The organism is Caulobacter rhizosphaerae, assembly GCF_010977555.1.
Lineage (GTDB): Bacteria > Pseudomonadota > Alphaproteobacteria > Caulobacterales > Caulobacteraceae > Caulobacter > Caulobacter rhizosphaerae.
On the sequence record NZ_CP048815.1, the window covers coordinates 3,386,711 to 3,403,553 of the forward strand.

12 protein-coding genes are annotated in these 16,843 nt (G+C 68.2%); 9 read left to right on the forward strand and 3 right to left on the reverse strand.

The features are described from left to right. Positions 1–89 precede the first annotated feature (89 nt). Positions 90–722: a DJ-1/PfpI family protein gene (locus G3M57_RS15450; protein ID WP_163231553.1), complete on the forward strand. Its 633-nt coding sequence runs from the start codon at positions 90–92 to the stop codon at positions 720–722. Between the two features lie 7 nt (positions 723–729). Here G3M57_RS15450 and G3M57_RS15455 read toward each other — a convergent pair whose 3' ends face one another. Beyond that, positions 730–2,841 carry an alpha-glucuronidase family glycosyl hydrolase gene (locus G3M57_RS15455; protein ID WP_163233748.1) on the reverse strand — a complete coding sequence of 704 codons (2,112 nt, stop codon included), beginning with the start codon at positions 2,839–2,841 and terminating at the stop codon, positions 730–732. Positions 2,842–3,053: 212 nt separating this feature from the next. On the opposite strand from G3M57_RS15455, the gene manD reads away from it, so the two are divergent. Further along, complete coding sequence (manD, locus tag G3M57_RS15460; RefSeq protein ID WP_163231554.1) at positions 3,054–4,265, forward strand: D-mannonate dehydratase ManD; 1,212 nt, start codon at positions 3,054–3,056, stop codon at positions 4,263–4,265. Between the two features lie 140 nt (positions 4,266–4,405). Continuing rightward, entirely contained in the window at positions 4,406–5,158 is a 753-nt protein-coding gene (locus tag G3M57_RS15465) for a FadR/GntR family transcriptional regulator (protein WP_056755373.1), read from the forward strand. Positions 5,159–5,331: 173 nt separating this feature from the next. Here the strand turns inward: G3M57_RS15465 and G3M57_RS15470 are convergent, their stop codons facing one another. Continuing rightward, on the reverse strand, positions 5,332–5,676 hold the full coding sequence (locus tag G3M57_RS15470; RefSeq protein ID WP_163231556.1) for a YciI family protein: 345 nt from the start codon (positions 5,674–5,676) through the stop codon (positions 5,332–5,334). Positions 5,677–5,848: 172 nt separating this feature from the next. Between G3M57_RS15470 and G3M57_RS15475 the strand changes: the two genes are divergently transcribed. Beyond that, a complete protein-coding gene (locus G3M57_RS15475) occupies positions 5,849–7,210 on the forward strand; it encodes a serine hydrolase (RefSeq protein ID WP_163231559.1) in 1,362 nt (453 codons plus the stop codon). A gap of 111 nt (positions 7,211–7,321) precedes the next feature. On the opposite strand, the gene G3M57_RS15480 is transcribed toward G3M57_RS15475, so the two are convergent. Then, positions 7,322–9,733, reverse strand: coding sequence for a glycoside hydrolase family 3 N-terminal domain-containing protein (locus tag G3M57_RS15480; protein WP_163231561.1), 2,412 nt, complete (start codon positions 9,731–9,733; stop codon positions 7,322–7,324). A 194-nt stretch (positions 9,734–9,927) separates the two neighbouring features. Here G3M57_RS15480 and G3M57_RS15485 point away from each other — a divergent pair, with 194 nt between their 5' ends. From G3M57_RS15485 to G3M57_RS15505, 5 genes are all read left to right on the forward strand, one after another. Further along, positions 9,928–11,187, forward strand: coding sequence for an SGNH/GDSL hydrolase family protein (locus tag G3M57_RS15485; protein WP_373287706.1), 1,260 nt, complete (start codon positions 9,928–9,930; stop codon positions 11,185–11,187). A gap of 132 nt (positions 11,188–11,319) precedes the next feature. Then, positions 11,320–15,099, forward strand: coding sequence for a LamG-like jellyroll fold domain-containing protein (locus G3M57_RS15490; protein ID WP_163231565.1), 3,780 nt, complete (start codon positions 11,320–11,322; stop codon positions 15,097–15,099). 51 nt (positions 15,100–15,150) lie between these two features. After that, a complete protein-coding gene (locus G3M57_RS15495; protein ID WP_018060960.1) occupies positions 15,151–15,354 on the forward strand; it encodes a hypothetical protein in 204 nt (67 codons plus the stop codon). 278 nt (positions 15,355–15,632) lie between these two features. Then, on the forward strand, positions 15,633–15,911 hold the full coding sequence (locus tag G3M57_RS15500; RefSeq protein WP_028037777.1) for an HU family DNA-binding protein: 279 nt from the start codon (positions 15,633–15,635) through the stop codon (positions 15,909–15,911). 167 nt (positions 15,912–16,078) lie between these two features. Next, complete coding sequence (locus G3M57_RS15505) at positions 16,079–16,672, forward strand: hypothetical protein (protein ID WP_163231567.1); 594 nt, start codon at positions 16,079–16,081, stop codon at positions 16,670–16,672. Positions 16,673–16,843 lie beyond the last annotated feature (171 nt).

Sequence of the window (16,843 nt, forward strand, 5' to 3'; positions counted from 1 at the left end):
TGCCCAAGACCAGACACCATCATGGATTGACCGATCTCAAGTAGACGCGTCAAGATTGCATGTTGATCGAAGACTGAAGGAGGGGCGAGATGAGGCTGGGCATACCCGTCTATGAGGGCGTCGACCTGCTGGACGTCGCCGGACCGGCCGAGATGTTCTACTGGGCCGGCAAGGATCAGCCGCTCGAAACCCTGATCCTCTCGGAGGACGGCGGTCCGGTGACCGCCATGAACGGGATCCGTTTCGAGGTCCAGGCCAGCTTCGCGGACGTTTCCGCCCTCGACGTGCTGTGGGTCCCCGGCGGCGATCCAGAGGTGCTGGGCCAGATCATGAGCGATCCAGGCTCACCCTACCTCGCCTACTTGCGTCAGGTCGCCGAAGACGCGACGTGGGTGTGCTCGGTCTGCGAGGGCGCCTTGCTGCTGGCCCAGGCGGGGCTTCTGGACGGTCACAGGGCGACCACGCACTGGGCGTTCATCGCCTGCCTGCAGAGATTCTGCGAGATCGACGTCGACACCGGCAATCCGCGCTTCGTGGTGTCGGGCAACCGCCTGACCGGCGGCGGCATCTCGTCCGGTCTCGACGAGTCCTTTCAATTGATCCTGATGCTGTTCGGCCAGGAAGCGGCCGAGAGCGTCCAGGTCACGACCCAGTATTTCCCCGACCCGCCGGTGATGGGGACCCTTCCCCCAACCCCGGCCTGCCCGGTGACCTGGTCCTGACGCGCCGCTAGATGCCTGGCGCGTAGGGGAAGCTGAGCTTTTCGTAATACTCCAGCGAATGGGCGGGAGGCGCTTCGCCAGCCGGCAGCGGCAGGCCCGAGAAGGTCTGGAAGTAGGCGATCGAGGCGTCGCGCCACCACTGGGCCTCGTTGCGCTGGATGGCCAGGAAGTCGGCGACCTGGGCATGACGCTCGGGATCGACATAGGGCGCCAGGTCCGCCCAGGTCCGCCCCATGCCGTCGACATAGGAGACCCCGCGCGAATAGTGGGTCACCAGGCTGTCCCACAGGGTCTGGCCGGACCTGAGCCTGTAGGTCCACGGCAGGTGGTGGAACCACAGCAGATCCTTCTCGTCGACGGTCTTCAGGTCCGAGAACCGTTGGGCGACCACCGGGGCGTACTGGGCGACAGCGTTGCTGCCCGCGGCCGTGCGATCGAAGCCGATGCCGTCCTTGCCGGCCTTGGCGTAGTAGACGCTGGTCCAGTCGGCCCGCTCGCCGCCGCTGACCCACGGGCCGGGGCCGTAGTGATGGCTGCGCCCCATCTGATGATGCAGGCCCAGCGGCGTCATGTAGTCGACCGCCGCCTCGCGCGAGCCCATCATCATCGCTACCGCCGGCTGGACGAAACTCGGATCGGTCGAGAAGGTCATCTTCGCCCAGTCGGCGGCGATGCCCTTGGTGGAGGCTTCGGGGTCCCAGGCCAGGCGGCCGAAGACGTACCAGTTCGCCTGGTCGAACTGCGAGCCCGACCAGTTGCGGTCGCGGCCGATGTTGGAAACCCCGGCCATCAGCGTCTGGGACCGGCCGTCCAGCGCCCCGTCCACCACCTTGGCCACGGTCGAGCCTTGCCCCTTGGCGTAGGTGTCGGACTTCAGGGTCTCCTCGTAGAGCGGGCCCAGATAGACAAGATGCGTGGCGAAGCCGAGATATTCCTTGGTGATCTGGAACTCCATGCCGAGGTTGGTCTTCGGCATGGCCCCGAACAGCGGGTGGAACGGCTCGCGCGGCTGGAAGTCGATGGCCCCGTTCTTGACCTGGACGATGACGTTGTCGCGGAACTGGCCGTCGAACGGCTTGAACTCGCCGTAGCCCTGCTTGGCGCGGTCGTCCGGCTGCTCGTGCGAATAGACGAAGGCCCGCCACATCACGATCCCGCCGTGCGGCCCCACCGCGTCGGCCAGCATGTTGGCCCCGTCGACATGGGTGCGGCCATAGTCCTGCGGGCCGGGCTGTCCCTCCGAATTGGCCTTTACGAGAAAGCCGCCGAAGTCCGGGATGGCTTTGTAGATCTCGTCGGCCTTGGCCTTCCAGAAGGCGCGCACGGCCGGATCCAGGGGATCGGCGGTTTTCAGTCCGCCGATCTCGATCGGGGCCGAGAACCGCGCCGACAGATAAACCTTGATCCCGTAGGGCCGGAACACCTCGGCCAAGGCCGCGGCCTTGGCGATATAGGGCGCGGTCAGGCTGTCGGCCTTGGCGTTGACGTTGTTCAGAACCGCGCCGTTGATCCCGATCGAGGCGTTGGCCCGGGCGTAGTCCACGTAACGCGGATCCTTGTAGTCCGGCAGCTTCCACCAGTCCCAAAGCGAGGCTCCGGCATAGCCGCGCTCGACACTGCCATTGAGGTTGTCCCAGTGGTTCAGCAGGCGGTGCTTGACCTTCGGCGCCGAGAGGATGTCCAGCGTGTCGACGCCCTGCCCCGTCTGGACTAGGCGCAGGTAGTGGAAGACGCCGTACAGCACGCCGATGTCGCTATTGCCGGCGATGACCGTGGTCTTGCCGACGGTGCGGATCAGGTAGCCTTCGTCACCGGCCCCCTTCAGCGGCAGGTTCAGGGCGGCGACGGCCGGCGAGCCGGCGGGCGTGCCCAGCAGGATCGACGGGCTGTCCGGCGACGGCGCTCCGCCCACCAGGCCGCTCAGCCCGCGCTGGAGTTCGGTCCGCGCGATCTTCAGGGTCGGCGTGTCGGCGCCAGGCGCGATCGTCCGCGGCTCCGGGCGCTGAGCCGCCGGCAACGGCCGATAGCGCAGCCACAGGTCATAGCCGTCCTCGGCGCGGGCCGCCGAGCCCCCCAGGGTCGCCGAAACCAAACCGGCCGCCAGCCAAAGCCCACGCATGAAGGACGCAAGACGCATGTTTTCTCCCTGGCGAGACCTTGCCGCGCGACCCGAGGCGGCGCGACGGTCTTTGGTCCGTGATACCGCTACCTTGATCGAAGGTCGAGACACCAAATTCTGGTGGTCAGACCAATAGGTTGACAACCGGCTCGTCTGATTTAGACCGATACCGCTACCATCCGATCGGACGGTCGGATCAACGAAAGCGCCCCATGCCCAAGATCATCGCCGCCAAAGTCATCGTCACCTGCCCGGGGCGAAACTTCGTCACCCTGAAGATCGAGACCAGCGACGGGGTCCACGGCGTCGGCGACGCCACGCTGAACGGGCGCGAACTGGCGGTGGCCAGCTACCTGACCGACCACGTGATTCCCTGCCTGATCGGCCGCGACGCCCATCAGATCGAGGACATCTGGCAGTACCTGTACCGGGGCGCCTACTGGCGGCGCGGTCCGGTGACCATGGCGGCCATCGCCGCCGTCGACACGGCCCTGTGGGACATCAAGGCCAAGATCGCCGGCCTGCCGCTGTACCAGTTGCTGGGCGGCGCCTGCCGCACCGGCGTGATGGTCTATGGCCACGCCAACGGCGCGACCGTCGAGGAGACGCTGGAGAACGCCGCCATCTACGCCGCCCAGGGCTACAAGGCCATCCGCCTGCAGTCGGGCGTGCCCGGCCTCAAGGGCGTCTACGGCGTCTCCAAGGACAGGTTCTTCTACGAACCGGCCGACGGCGACCTGCCGACCGAGAGCCTGTGGTCGACCGAGAAGTACCTGCGCAGCGCGCCGGGACTGTTCGAGGCCGCCCGCGACGCCCTGGGCTGGGACGTGCACCTGCTGCACGACGTGCACCACCGGCTCACCCCGATCGAGGCCGGCCGCCTGGGCAAGGACCTGGAACCCTACCGGCCCTTCTGGATGGAGGACGCCGTCCCGGCCGAGAACCAGGCCAGCTTCCGCATCGTCCGCCAGCACACCACCACCCCGCTGGCCGTGGGCGAGGTGTTCAATTCGATCTGGGACTGCAAGCAGCTGATCGAGGAGCAGCTGATCGACTACATCCGCGCCACCGTGGTGCACGCCGGCGGCATCACCCACCTGCGCCGCATCGCCAGCTTCGCCGACCTGCACCATGTGCGCACCGGCTGCCACGGCGCCACCGACCTGTCGCCGGTCTGCATGGCCGCGGCCCTGCACTTCGACCTGTCGGTTCCCAATTTCGGGATCCAGGAATACATGCGCCACACCGAGGCGACGGACGCGGTGTTCCCCCACGCCTACAGTTTCGCGGACGGCATGCTGCATCCGGGCGAGGCGATCGGCCTGGGCGTCGACATCGACGAGGTCGAGGCCGCCAAGCATCCCTACAAGCGCGCCTACCTGCCGATCGCCCGCCGCGAGGACGGCTCGATGCACGATTGGTGAGGCCGCCGCGACGCGGTTGGCGACAATCGCCAAGCTTTGACGACGGACGCCAAAAATAGCCCGCGCGGCCCAGGTCGGCTATGCTATCGCGAGTTCGAAGAGGCCCCGCGGGGCCGTCGCCGAGAAACTGACGAAGACCCATGGCCGAGAACGTCAAGCTCTACCGCCGTATCGCCGACTCGGTCGCCGACGCCATCGAGGGCGGCCAATACAAGCTTGGCGACCGCCTGCCCACCGAACGCGAACTGGCCGAGCAGTACGGGGTCAGCCGCCCTACCCTGCGCGAAGCGATGATCGCCCTGGAAATGCTGGGCATGATCGAGGCCCGCCATGGCCTGGGCATCTATGTCACCGGCGACGTGCGTCCCATCGCCTCGGCCAGCGCCGAGCCCGCCTTCGAGATCGGCGCGTTCGAGCTGATCGAGGCCCGCCGCCTGTTCGAGGGCGAAGCCGCCGCCCTGGCCGCCACCGCCATCACCGACGACCAGATCCGCGAGCTGGAGGCGCTGATGGAGCGCATGGCCCGCGAGGACGAGATCCAGGGCGAGGACGCCGACCGCGAGTTCCACATGGTCATCGCCCGCGCCTCGGGCAACGGCGCGATCATCGCCACGATCGAGAACCTGTGGGACTGGCGCAACCGCTCGCCCCTGGCCCGCAACATCCTGACCCGGGCGCGCGGCATGGGGCTGGAGCCCCGCATCGTCGAGCACCGCCGGGTGTTCGAGGCGTTGAAGGCCCGCGACCCCGCGGCGGCTCGCCAGGCCATGCGCGACCACCTGGAGCGGGTCATCGATCACCTGCTGCACGCCACCGAGACCGAGGCCGTCGAACGGGCCCGGCAGGAAACCGGCGCCCGCCGCAGCGCCATCGCCAAGCGCGTGGCGATCTAGCGGGACCACCGCCCGCCTCGTGGCCGGCGCTCTGGTTCAGCCGGTGGACGACGCAAACGGTGAAAGCCGCCCCCGCTGCGCCCTGATCGCCGCGTTGCTCGCGTCTCGACCCATCGAGCTTGCGCGCGGTCCACTTGCGGCTGAGTAGCCAGCAGGCGCCGGCTTCGAGCCCCCTAGCCTTCGTCGCCGGGCGTTGGGTCAAGAGGCCATACCTCAACGACTCCTTGCGCCACCGCGCAGGGGCTCCGGGCGGCGATCTCGATCGCGGCCTCCAGGTTCGGGGCCTCGACCAGGGCAAAGCCGGCGACGGGCAGGTCGGCCGACAGGAACGGACCTTGCGTCACCCGCACCTCGGCGGCGTCATGATTGCGCACCTGAACGGGCGTGCCGGCGACGCCCATGACGTCGCCTTCACGCACCCGTTGGGCGTCGGCCGCGTGCGCCGCGTCTCGCACCGTCTTGGCGGTCCGATCGTAGCCGGACCTGTCGCCATAACCGATCGTGATGAACCTGGGCATGCCAGCCTGAACGCGAAGACCCGCCAGCGGTTCTCGGCGAACTTCCACTTTCGGCCCGTCGCGAACGAAAGGCTCAGCAGGTCATCAGTTGCGACAACACCGGTGATCGGCTGGCTGTACATTCAAAGGGGCAGCCGCCAAGTTCCGACTCTCAGGGTTGTGGAGATAGCGAATGCGGTTGGTGAGCCTACTGGCGATTGGCGCAACCTTGGTCGGCGTAGGCGCGGCGAACGCAGAAACTTCGGGACATTGCCCCGCCCGGGATTTTCAGGCCGCCGCCGGTAGAGCCATTGACGACCTCGACACCTCCCAGTCCTTCACTGGCGCGGTGCTGGTGGCGATCGACGGAAAACCTGTCCTGCGGCGCGCCGTGGGTGAGGCCAACCGCGAGTGGCATATCGCCAACACCGTCGATACCCGGTTCCGGATCGGTTCGGCGACCAAGACCTTTACGGCGGTGGCGGTCCTGCGTCTGGTCGACGAAGGCAAGATCGCTCTGGACGACCCCGTCGCTAAATACGTGCCAAACCTGCCCCAGGCCTGGACCGGTGTCACGATCAGAATGTTGCTCAGCCATACGTCCGGCGTGCCCGACTACGTCTTCGCCCCGACTTTCCGGGGTCGCGAGGCCCGCCTGATCCAGACGCCGGAGAGCCTGGTGGCCCTCGTGCGCGAGAAGCCGCTCGTCTTCGCGCCGGGAACGGGCTGGCGTTACAGCAACACCGGCTATGTCTTGCTGGGCATGGTGATCGAGAAGGTGTCCGAACGACCTTACGCCGACTACCTGCGCGAGGAGTTCTTCAAGCCTCTGGGCATGGCCGACACGGGCTACGAGACCGAGGACGCCGTCATGGCGCGGCGCGCCTCGGGCTATATGCGCACTCGTGACGGCTGGACGACAGGGCCATTCATGGCGCCCAGCGCCGCCTACGCGGCGGGTGCGCTGTACTCGACCGTGGGCGACCTGCTGAAGTGGGACCAGGCGCTTTACGGCGATCGACTGGTGTCCAAGGCCGGCCGCGACTTGATGTTCGCCGACTACCGCAACCACTACGGCCTGGGTTGGCAGGTCGACGAGACCTGGGGAACGAGGCGGCTTAGCCATGGCGGCGCCACGCCCGGCTTCCAAGCGTCGTTCCAGCGCTATCCCGATCGGCGGCTGACCGTGGCGGCGCTGTCGAACTCCGAGCTTGGCGTTGCGGAAAAGCTCGCCACGGACCTGGCGGGCTTGTGTCTTGGCGCTTCGGTCTATCCGGCCGAGGTCGCCTTGGCGCCTAGCGCCCTCGATGCCTTCGCGGGCGACTATCGCGATGCAAAGGGCGTCCCCGTGAAGGTGGTTCGCCAGGGCGCGCGACTGGTGGCCTATTTCGGCGACGAGCCCGCGGGGACGCTCTACGCCTCCGGGCCCACCGTCTTCTTCATGAAGGTCTCGGACGCGCAGGTATCATTCCGTGGTGAGGCAGGACGGACCAGGACTCTGGTCGTGCACCAGCACGGTAAGGACTATGTTTTCGATCAAGCGTCGGGACATTAGGTCAAAGCTCAGCTTCGGACTGACAAGGAGACAGGGCGCGCAGCCAGTCAGCCACGCGCCCGGGTCCCGAGACCTACCCTAAGAGCGCGCTCAGGGCGGACTGATGTGTGATCAGCCCGTGACCGTCAGGGTCGCCTTTTTCAGGTCCACCGAGTTCGGGCCCGCCAGCAGGGTGAACTGGCCCGGCTCGACCACGCGCTTCATCTCCAGGTTCCACAGCGACAGGTCCAGGGGCGAGACCTCGAAGGTCACGGTCTGCTTGGCGCCCGGAGCCAGGCTTACGCGCTTGAAGTGCTTCAGCTCCAGCAGCGGACGGGTCACCGAGGCGGCCTCGTCGTGGATGTAGAGCTGCACCACCTCGTCGCCGGCCACCTTGCCGGTGTTGGTCACGTCGACCTCGACCCTGACGCTCTCGTTCGCGCCGATCTGGGCCTCGGCCGGACGCGGCGCCGAGATGTCGAAGGTAGTGTAGGACAGGCCGAAGCCGAACGGATAGAGCGGCGAGGTGTCGCCCAGCAGGTAGCCGCGGCGGGCCGTGGGCTTGCGGTTGTAGTAGATCGGCAGTTGGCCGACGTCGCGGGCGATGCTGACCGGCAGCTTGCCGCCCGGATTGGCGCGGCCGAACAGGATGTCGGCGGCGGCGTTGCCGGTTTCCTGGCCCAGGTACCAGCCCTCGACCAGGGCGTCGGCGCGCTCGGCCAGCAGGTTCACCGACAGCGGCCGGCCATTGAGCAGGAACACCACGGTCGGCTTGCCCAGGTCGAAGATCGCCTTGGCCAGGTCGTTCTGCTGGCCGACGAGATCCAGGCTCTCGCGGTCGCCCAGGTGGGCGTCGGCCCAGGCCTCACGGCTGGTCTGCTCGTTGTCGCCCAGCACCATGACGACCACGTCGGCCTTGCGGGCCACCTCGACGGCCTCGGCGATCAGCTTGGCGTTGACGGCCGGGTCGACCAGCTTGACCTCGTCCTGCGCCCAGATCCGGGCCTCGGTGATCCGCACGGCCTCGGCGTAGTCCAGCGTAAAGCCGCTCTTCTTGGCTTCCGCCTGCAGGCCTTCGTAGATCGACACCACGTGGCGCGGCACATCGCTGTAACCGCCGATCGGGGTGTCCTTGGCGTGGGTGCCCAGCAGCGCCAGGCGCTTGAACTTCGACGGATCGAGCGGCAGCACGCCCTTGTCATTCTTCAGCAGCACCACCGCCTTGCGGGCCGCCTCGCGGGCCAGGGCGATCGCGTCGGGCGCTGCGGTCTTGGCGTCGGCCGTCTTCTCGTCGGCATAGGGGTTCTCGAACAGGCCGCCTTCGAACTTGACGGCCAGGACACGGGCCACGGCCTCGTCGACCGCCGCCTGCGACACGCGGCCCGACTTCACCAGCTCCGGCAGCAGGGCGTAGGCCTCGCCGTCAGGCAGCTCGACGTCGACCGTGGCGTTCATCGCCATCACGGCGGTCTCGGCCAGGCTGTCGGTCAGCTTGTGACGGTCGCGCAGTTCCTTGATGGCGAAATAGTCGCTCATCGTCACGCCCTTGAAGCCCCACTCGCCCCGCAGCACGTCGTGCAGCAGCCAGCGGTTGGCGTGCGAGGGCACCCCGTCGATCTCGTTGTAGGACGGCATGACCGAGCGCACCGGCAGCTCCTTCACCGCCCGCTCGAATGGCGGGAAGAAGTTCTCGCGCAGCGTCCGCTCGGCGATCTGGGCGGGGCCGACATTGGTCCCGTTCTCCGGCTGCCCGTGGCCGGTCATGTGCTTGAGGGTGACGAACACCTTGTCCTTGGCCAGCGGCAGGGTCTTGCCCTGGAAGCCGCGGATCGCCGCCAGGCCGATCTCGGCGCACAGGTGCGGATCCTCGCCGTAGGTCTCCTCGATGCGGCCCCAGCGCGGGTCGCGGGCCACGTCGACCACCGGGGCCAGGGCGATGTTCGAGCCGCGGGCCCGCATCTCGCGGGCGGCGACGGCGAAGCACTTCTCCACCGTGTCGGGATCGAAGGTCGAGGCCATGGCGATGGCCTGGGGGAAGCTGGTGGCGTCGCGCGCGACATAGCCGTGCAGGGCCTCGTCGTGCATCAGCATCGGGATGCCCAGGCGCGTCTGTTCCATGGCCCATTTCTGGGCGGCGTTGACGTAGCGGGCGGTCTCCTTGGCGTTGCGGTTGACCGAGCCGTCGTCGGCGCCGGCGGCGGCGTCGACCACCGCGGCCGGCTTCAGGCCCTTGCGGTCGGAGGGGCGCGAGATCTGGCCCAGGCCGTTGGGGAAGTTCTTGCTGGCCTCGGCGGGCGAGAACTCGCCCTCGGGGGTCTGGACCTTGGCCTTGGTCAGCCAGACGCCGATCAGTTGGGCCGCCTTCTCCTCCAGCGTCATGCGCGAGAGCAGATCGCGGACCCGCAGTTCGACAGGCTGAGCGGGATCCTTGTACAGCGGCTTGTCGCCCGCCTTCGGCGCGGCGGCGCGGGCGAGGGTCGTCGACGCGGCGGCCAGGGCGGCCAGGCTGACGCCGAGCGTGCGACGGGTGACGGTCTGGCGCATGATCTCTTCGTTTCCCCATAATGGAACAAACCGCCCAGGGACGGTGGCGGCGTTGCTCGCCGACGTTGAGGGGCACTATGGAAGCAGAGATCTGACCACTCAAGTTTTTTATGGTACCGGTCTCATTTCCTCGCCTAGGATCGAGGCCGAACAAGCAAGATCCCTCGTCGGAGGGGCTGGAGGAAGCCTTGGATATCGCAAGACGCACCCTGGTCGGGCTGGTGGCCGCGCTGTCGGTGGCCGCCTCCCCGCTCGCCCTCGCCCAGGCCGCGCCCGGCAAGGCGGCCAAGACGGAGCGCTGGGTGGCCTCCTGGGCTTCGGCCCAGATGGTCCCGGCGGCCAAGGACGCCCTTCCCGCCCCCGACGTCACCGACGGCACGCTGCGCCAGACCCTGCGGCTCAGCACCGGAGGCGGCAAGATCCGGGTGCGGCTGTCCAACGCCTTCGGGACCGAGCCGCTGAAGCTGTCGGGCGTCCACGTCGCCCTGGCCGCCGCCCCGGGCTCGGCCCGGATCGACCCGGCCAGCGACCGCGCCCTGGCCTTCTCCGGCCGCTCCGAGGTGACGATCCCCCCGGGCGCCGAATACCTGTCCGACCCGATCGGCTTCCCAGCCAAGCCCCTGGCGAACCTGGCCGTGACGCTCCGCTTCGACGGCGCGCCGCCCGCCCAGCAGACCAGCCACCCGGGCTCTCGCACCACCTCGTGGTTCGGGCCCGGCGACCAGCTGGCGGCCGCCGAGCTGACCGGCGGCAAGTCACTGGACCACTGGTTCCAGATCTCGGGCGTCGACGTGCAGCGCCCGGCCGGGGCCAGCCTGGTGACCTTCGGCGACTCGATCACCGACGGCTACGGCGTCACCACCAACGGTAACAATCGCTGGCCCGACCTCCTGGCTGCGCGCCTGCAGGCCGATCCGCGCACCCGGGGCGTGGGCGTGCTCAACGCCGGCATCGGCGGCAACCGCCTGCTGCTGGACGGCCTGGGGCCCAACGCCATGGCCCGTTTCGACCGCGACGTGCTGAACCAGGCCGGCGTGAAGTACGTCATCCTGCTGGAGGGCGTGAACGACCTGGGCGTCCTGACCCGCGACCAGCCCGCCAGCCCCGAAGCCCACGCCGCCCTGGTGGCGCGGATGACCGCCGCCTACGACCAGATGATCCGCCGCGCCCATGATCGCGGGATCAAGGTCTACGGCGCTACCGTCATGCCTTTCGGCGGCTCGGCCTACTACCATCCCGACGCGGCCAACGAGCAGGACCGCCAGGCGATCAACGCCTGGATCCGGACGCCCGGCCGCTTCGACGCGGTGATCGACTTCGACAGGCTGACGCGCGACCCGGCCCGTCCCAGCCGGCTGTCCTCCGCCTACGACTCCGGCGACGGCCTGCACCCCTCGCTGGCCGGCTACAAGGCCATGGCCGACGCCGTGCCGCTGGACCTGTTCACGCGCTGACGGCGGAAACGCGCGGCCGGAAACAAACGGGCGGAAACAAACCTGCAATGTCTTGACCCTAGACCAAGGTCTCGCTCGATTGACACCGGTTTCCATGAAAGACTGGACAGGGCGGATTCAGGGAGGGGGCGAATGGCCCGCGCAAGATATAACCTCAAGGCGGCGCTGCTGCTGTCGGCTGCGCTGACCGCCACGCCCGGGCTCGTCCACGCCGCCGCAGACCCTCAGGGCGACAGCGGCCTGCTGTTCCACCTGACCGGCGACAAGGGCCTGACCGCCGACCTCGCCGGCGGCGAGGCCGCCCCCAACTTCGCCGACAAGGTCAAGATCAAGACCGACCCCGTCCACGGGCCCTATATCGAGGCGGCCGGCGAGGAGACGCTCAGCTGGATGGCGCCGGGCAACCTCTACGCCCAGCGCGGGACGCTCAGCTTCTACTGGCGGGCCCGCGACCCGGTCGGGACCACGCCCTTCCCGCTGTTCCGAGTCGGCTATGCCGATCACACCAGCTGGGACATGGCCTGGCTGCGCATCGACTGGAACGGCAAGGGCTTCGACGCCTTCGTCACCGACAACAATCTCGCGCGGGTGCGGGTCAGCACGACGGCCGCGCCGCCCCGGCCCGACCAGTGGATCCTGGTCACCTTCACCTGGGACGAGGCCAAGGGGGTCGCCCTCTATATCGACGGCAAGCCCGTCGCCTCGAAGGCCCAGGCCGCCGCCCTGGACGCCGGCCTGGACCAGTTCGGTCCGCACAGCCGGGTGATCTCGCCCCACCAGGTGCAGAGCGCTTACCAGTTCGTCCGCGGCGGCGACGTCGACGACATCCGCATCTACGACCGTGCCCTGGACGCCGCCGCCGTCGCCGGCCTGGCCGCCGGCAAGGAGCCGGCCCCAGCCTTCGCCGCCACGGACGCCATGACCTGGCTCCACCGCTACGGCTGGGACCGTCCGACCGATCCGCCGCCCTACCTGGCCAACGCCACGACCACGATCCGCAAGGTCGAGTTCACCGACCAGTTCGACCTCAAGGAGCGCATGACCCTGGGTTCGGACGGCGTTGCCGAGACCACCTGGCCCGGCGTCTACAACCGCTCGAAACTGCCCGGCCGCCACGACTATTTCGAGCTGCCGGACTGGAACGTCTATGTCGAGGGCGGCAAGGCGATCACCTTTACCCTGCCCGACGAGCCCTATAACCGCCTGGAGGTCCAGGGTGCGGCCTACGGATCGCTGACCACGATCGACGCGGCTGGCCGTGAGACCCCGCTGGCCAAGCGCCCCAAGGGTGAACTGCGCACCTTCAACCAGTTCGCGGCCCTGAAGGGCGGCAAGCTGCGGTTCGACAACCTGGTGCAGGAAACCCCGATCCAGGAGCTGGCGGCCTACAACGTCACGGGCGCCGCCGAGCCTGACGAGTTCACCCTCAGCTACGTCGTGCGCCCCGGCGCCGACCCGGCCGCCTATCCGACGCTGGACGCGCTTTCGACCTTCGTGAAGGGCCGGTACGCGGCCGGCGAGCGGACCATCGTCGCCGCCCTGCCCGCCGCCGCCCCGACCAAGCCTCGCGCCGATACGACGGTCCTACCAGGCCAGCCGATCGCCCACGTGCTGATCCCGGCCGACTTCCGCCAGGCCCGCCCCGGCGGCCCGGTCGGCAAGTTCCAGTACGGCTGGCAGGGGATGGACGCGGGCCTGGACGGCCTGGCCATCGATCTCCCCGCCCTCAAGGTCAAGCCGACCCACGGCGAGCTGTTCGCGCTGAACATCAAGGTCAAGGACCCGCTGTGGCCGGGCCGCGACCTGATCGACGTCAACGTCTCGGTCAAGCCCGGCGAGGCCCGCACGGTGTTCCTCGACACCCGCGACCGCCTGCTGCCGGAAGGCCGGAGCCTCTACCTGACCATCGCCGGGGCCGGCGCCGACTTCGACGCCCGGCAGTTGGACGGCATGGCCGTGCGCCTGAAGTTCAAGCCCGCCGCCGACGCCAAGGCCGAGCACGTCGCCGACCGCCTGGCCCAGGCGCGCGACAACCTGGCCTTCCTGGTCGAGGAGCACGACGTCTCCAAGCGCCTGGCCCGCTACCAGCGGCTGGACCTGGAGCTGTCGGACCTGCTGCGCGTCGACCCGACCAACCTGCACGGCCGCGAGATGTGGGCCGAGCTCAATCCCGAGCAGCCCGGCGTCCCCGTCGCCCTGCCGACCGCCCCGGCCGGCGTCCCGAAGTGGGCGTTCCTGCAGGTCGAGGATCTCAAGCGGGTGCGCAAGTTCATCGAATGGTGGATCGACAACCGCCAGGTCCCATACGGCGACTTCGGCGGCGGCATCTCCGACGACGACGACCTGACCCAGCAGTGGCCGCCCCTGGCCCTGATGGGCGACATTCCCGACAAGACCACCGCCTCGCTGAACGCTCTGCTCGACGCGGCCTACAGGAACGACATGATCCCGAACGGTCTGTCGCGGATCAAGACCGACGAGCTGCATTCCTACGAAGAGGCGATCAACCTCAAGGCCGAGGCCATGTACACCGGCTATGGCGATCCCAAGGTCGTCGAGCGGATGATGGAGACCGCCCGGGCCTATCCGAGCGTCGCCAACAGGGGCGAGGACGGCCACGTCCACATCCTCAGCCGTTTCTTCTCGGCCACCGACGTGTCGCGCGACGGGCCCTGGGGCTGGTCACATCCCTATTCGTACCTGATCCTGCATCCGGGCATGCTGATCGCCGACTTCAACGGCGATCCGACGATGCGCAAGCTGATCGTCGACCTGGCCGACGGCCACCTGGCCCACGGCAAGCAGGATCCGGACGGGACCTGGCGCTATCCGGAGGACATCAACGCCGCCACCGGCGAGTCACGCGGCGAGCTGACCGGCAAGGGCCGCGGCAATGTCTCGGCCATGCAGCTGTTCTGGGCGGCCTGGCGCTGGACCGGCGACGACAAGTACCTGCGCCCGTTGAAGGGCGAGATCGCCCACCAGTCGGGCCGGGGCCTGGACGAGCTGAACAGCGACGTCATCGACATGCTGGGCCTGCGCGCCCAGGCCGCGCCGATGATCAAGGCCATGGTGAACAAGGGCTCGGACGATCCCTTCGTGCTGTACCAGGCCTGGCGCTCGACCGGCGACACCGCCTATCTCGAAAAGGTCTATGGCGACGAGATCACCACCGCCGAGCAGCGGATGTGGATGGTCACCGAGGCCCACTGGTGGTCGGACCGGGTGGAGCTGTTCAGCGACATCCTGCAGCGCTCCCGCCTCGGCGGCATGGCCCTGCGCCGCAACCAGATGTTCCCCGGCCACCTGGTCAGCTGGCGGTTCGATACGCCGACGGCCGCCGAGGACGTCGGCATCCTGGTCACCGGCGGACAGAAAAGCTTCAAGGTCACCGGCTACAACCTGACCAGCCAGCCGCTGCACGCGGTGATGACAGGGTGGGACGTCGCGGCCGGCCAGTGGTCGGTGACGCGGGCCGCCGACGGAGTCGCCGAGCCGGCGGCCTTGGTGGCTTTCGAGCGCACCACCGGCCTGGACGTGACCTTCGCGCCCGGCAAGACCACGACCTGGGAGTTCACCCTGCAGACCCCCGCCGCCACGCCCGTCACCGAACGCCCCGACCTCGGGATCAGCCGGGACGACGTCAAGGTCGGCCGGTCTGGCCTAACCGTCACGGTCCACAGCCTGGGCGCCAAGCCGGCCCCGGCCTCGGTCGTGCTGGTGGAGGACGCCTCGGGCAAGGAACTGGCGCGGGCGACCACGCCTATCCTGCCGCCGCCCCTCGACCTGAAGCCGAAAACCGCGAAGGTCGCGCTGAAGGCCGGCTGGAAAAGCGGCTACCGCGTGCGCATTCTCACCCCGGCCGGCGCGCCGGAAATCACTCAACTGAACAATATCGTTGTCGCCCCCTAATTTAGCTTGGAGACCCCGGAGCCGATCCGCTCCGGGGGCGTTGCTTCGCCCATGGCCGAAACCCTCACCGTACCCCGCGACCTCGTCCAGCGCCTGCGCGCCAGGCTGCCCGCCGTGACCCGCGAGCATCTGTTCGACTGCTACGCGATCAGCGAAACCACCTGGACCAAGCTGCGCGACGGCAAGCCGATCAAGCGCTCGACGCTTGAGCGGATCCTGCAGCGCTACGAACGCCTGCTGGCCCGCGCGGCCTGAGGCGGACGGGGCCGTCTCGCACCCTGATTCTCGGCGTCGCCGGCTTCTTTTCGCAACCGCACAACGAATTCGCACTTGCGCAAACCTTCGTCCGTCAGCGGACGGAAAAAGCGTCACGCCTTTATAATGGGTTGAAATAGCGAGAATTTTCCGCAAGTTGGCGCCTGTCAGCCCCCGCCGGAAAGGCGCGTTTACCCTCATTCTCATGATGAGGTGACAAAGCGCGTTTGGCCCGGCAGGGTTGGCTCTCTTTTGATTCCCAGCAGATGAGCTGATTTATGAACGTTTCGGATCTGGTCGACGCCGCCGTGGCCGCCGACGACAAGCTGACCAAGACTCAAGCCAAGGCCATCATCGACGGCGTCTTCAAGTCGCTGACCGAGGCCGCCGTGAAGGGCGAAGAAGTCTCGATCCCGGGCTTCGGCAAGTTCAAGGTCCAGGCCAAGCCGGCCCGCACCGGCCGCAACCCGTCGACGGGCGCCGCCATCGAGATCGCGGCCAGCAAGAAGGTCGCCTTCACGCCGGCCAAGCAACTGAAGGACGCCGTCAACGGCTAATCCCTCGGCGAGCGGCCGGTCTCACCACCGGCCGCTCATCCTGGCCGCCAAGCGCGGCCAGACATTTCCGGGCCACGCGCCCGATGCGGGCGCCTTCGCCCCTTCCCGACACTTCGACCTCTCGACGGCGTCTCGCCTCGTTTCCACGGTCGTGTCAGGGTCATTGCATGAAACACCTTCGACGGTTCACAGGGGTCTTCCTGACGTTCGCCTGCCTCTGCGCCGGCGCCCGCGCCCAGACCCTCGACCGCGCGCCGGGCGAAAGCGACTTGGCGTTCGCCACGCGCGCCCTCGGCCTGTCCAAGGACGCCGAGCCCCATACGACCCCGGCCGCCTGGAACGGCGTTCCCACCCTGTTTGTCGACTACAAGACCAGCGACGCTGATCCGGAGCGCCCGCTGGTCGCGCTCCAACGGCAGGCGGCCGGCGGCTATCGCACGATCCAGGTTACCCTCGGTGAACAGGAGGGTGGAACACCTGACATCCTCGCCATCGGTTTCGCCAACGCCGACCGCGATCCCGAGCGTGAGCTGATCGTCATCCTGGCTTGGCCGCAGGTTCACTATGATTTTTCCGGCACGCTCTACGAGGTCCGCCTGTTCGACGCCCCTAAACCCGGCCAGACCGAGCTGACCCTGCTGCCGGTCAGCGGCAAATTCGGGACGGGATGCGAGTGCGGCCGACGCGACGGCCCCGACGAACACTATCGCTTCAAGACCGTGGCGGCGGTCAAGGCCGAGCTGAAGCGGCTGGGTTACTAGCCACCAGGTCGACACAGCCGACGGACTGCGGCGGCGTGGCTACGGCCACTGGCGGCCGATCGCTCTGTTCGTGGCCCCTCCTGATCTCTCTCCGCCCCTGGCTGGCGCCGGTTTCCGGCCGGCCCGCCCGTTGCGCTCGCGCGAACCCTGTGGATACTGGGATCGTCGCCG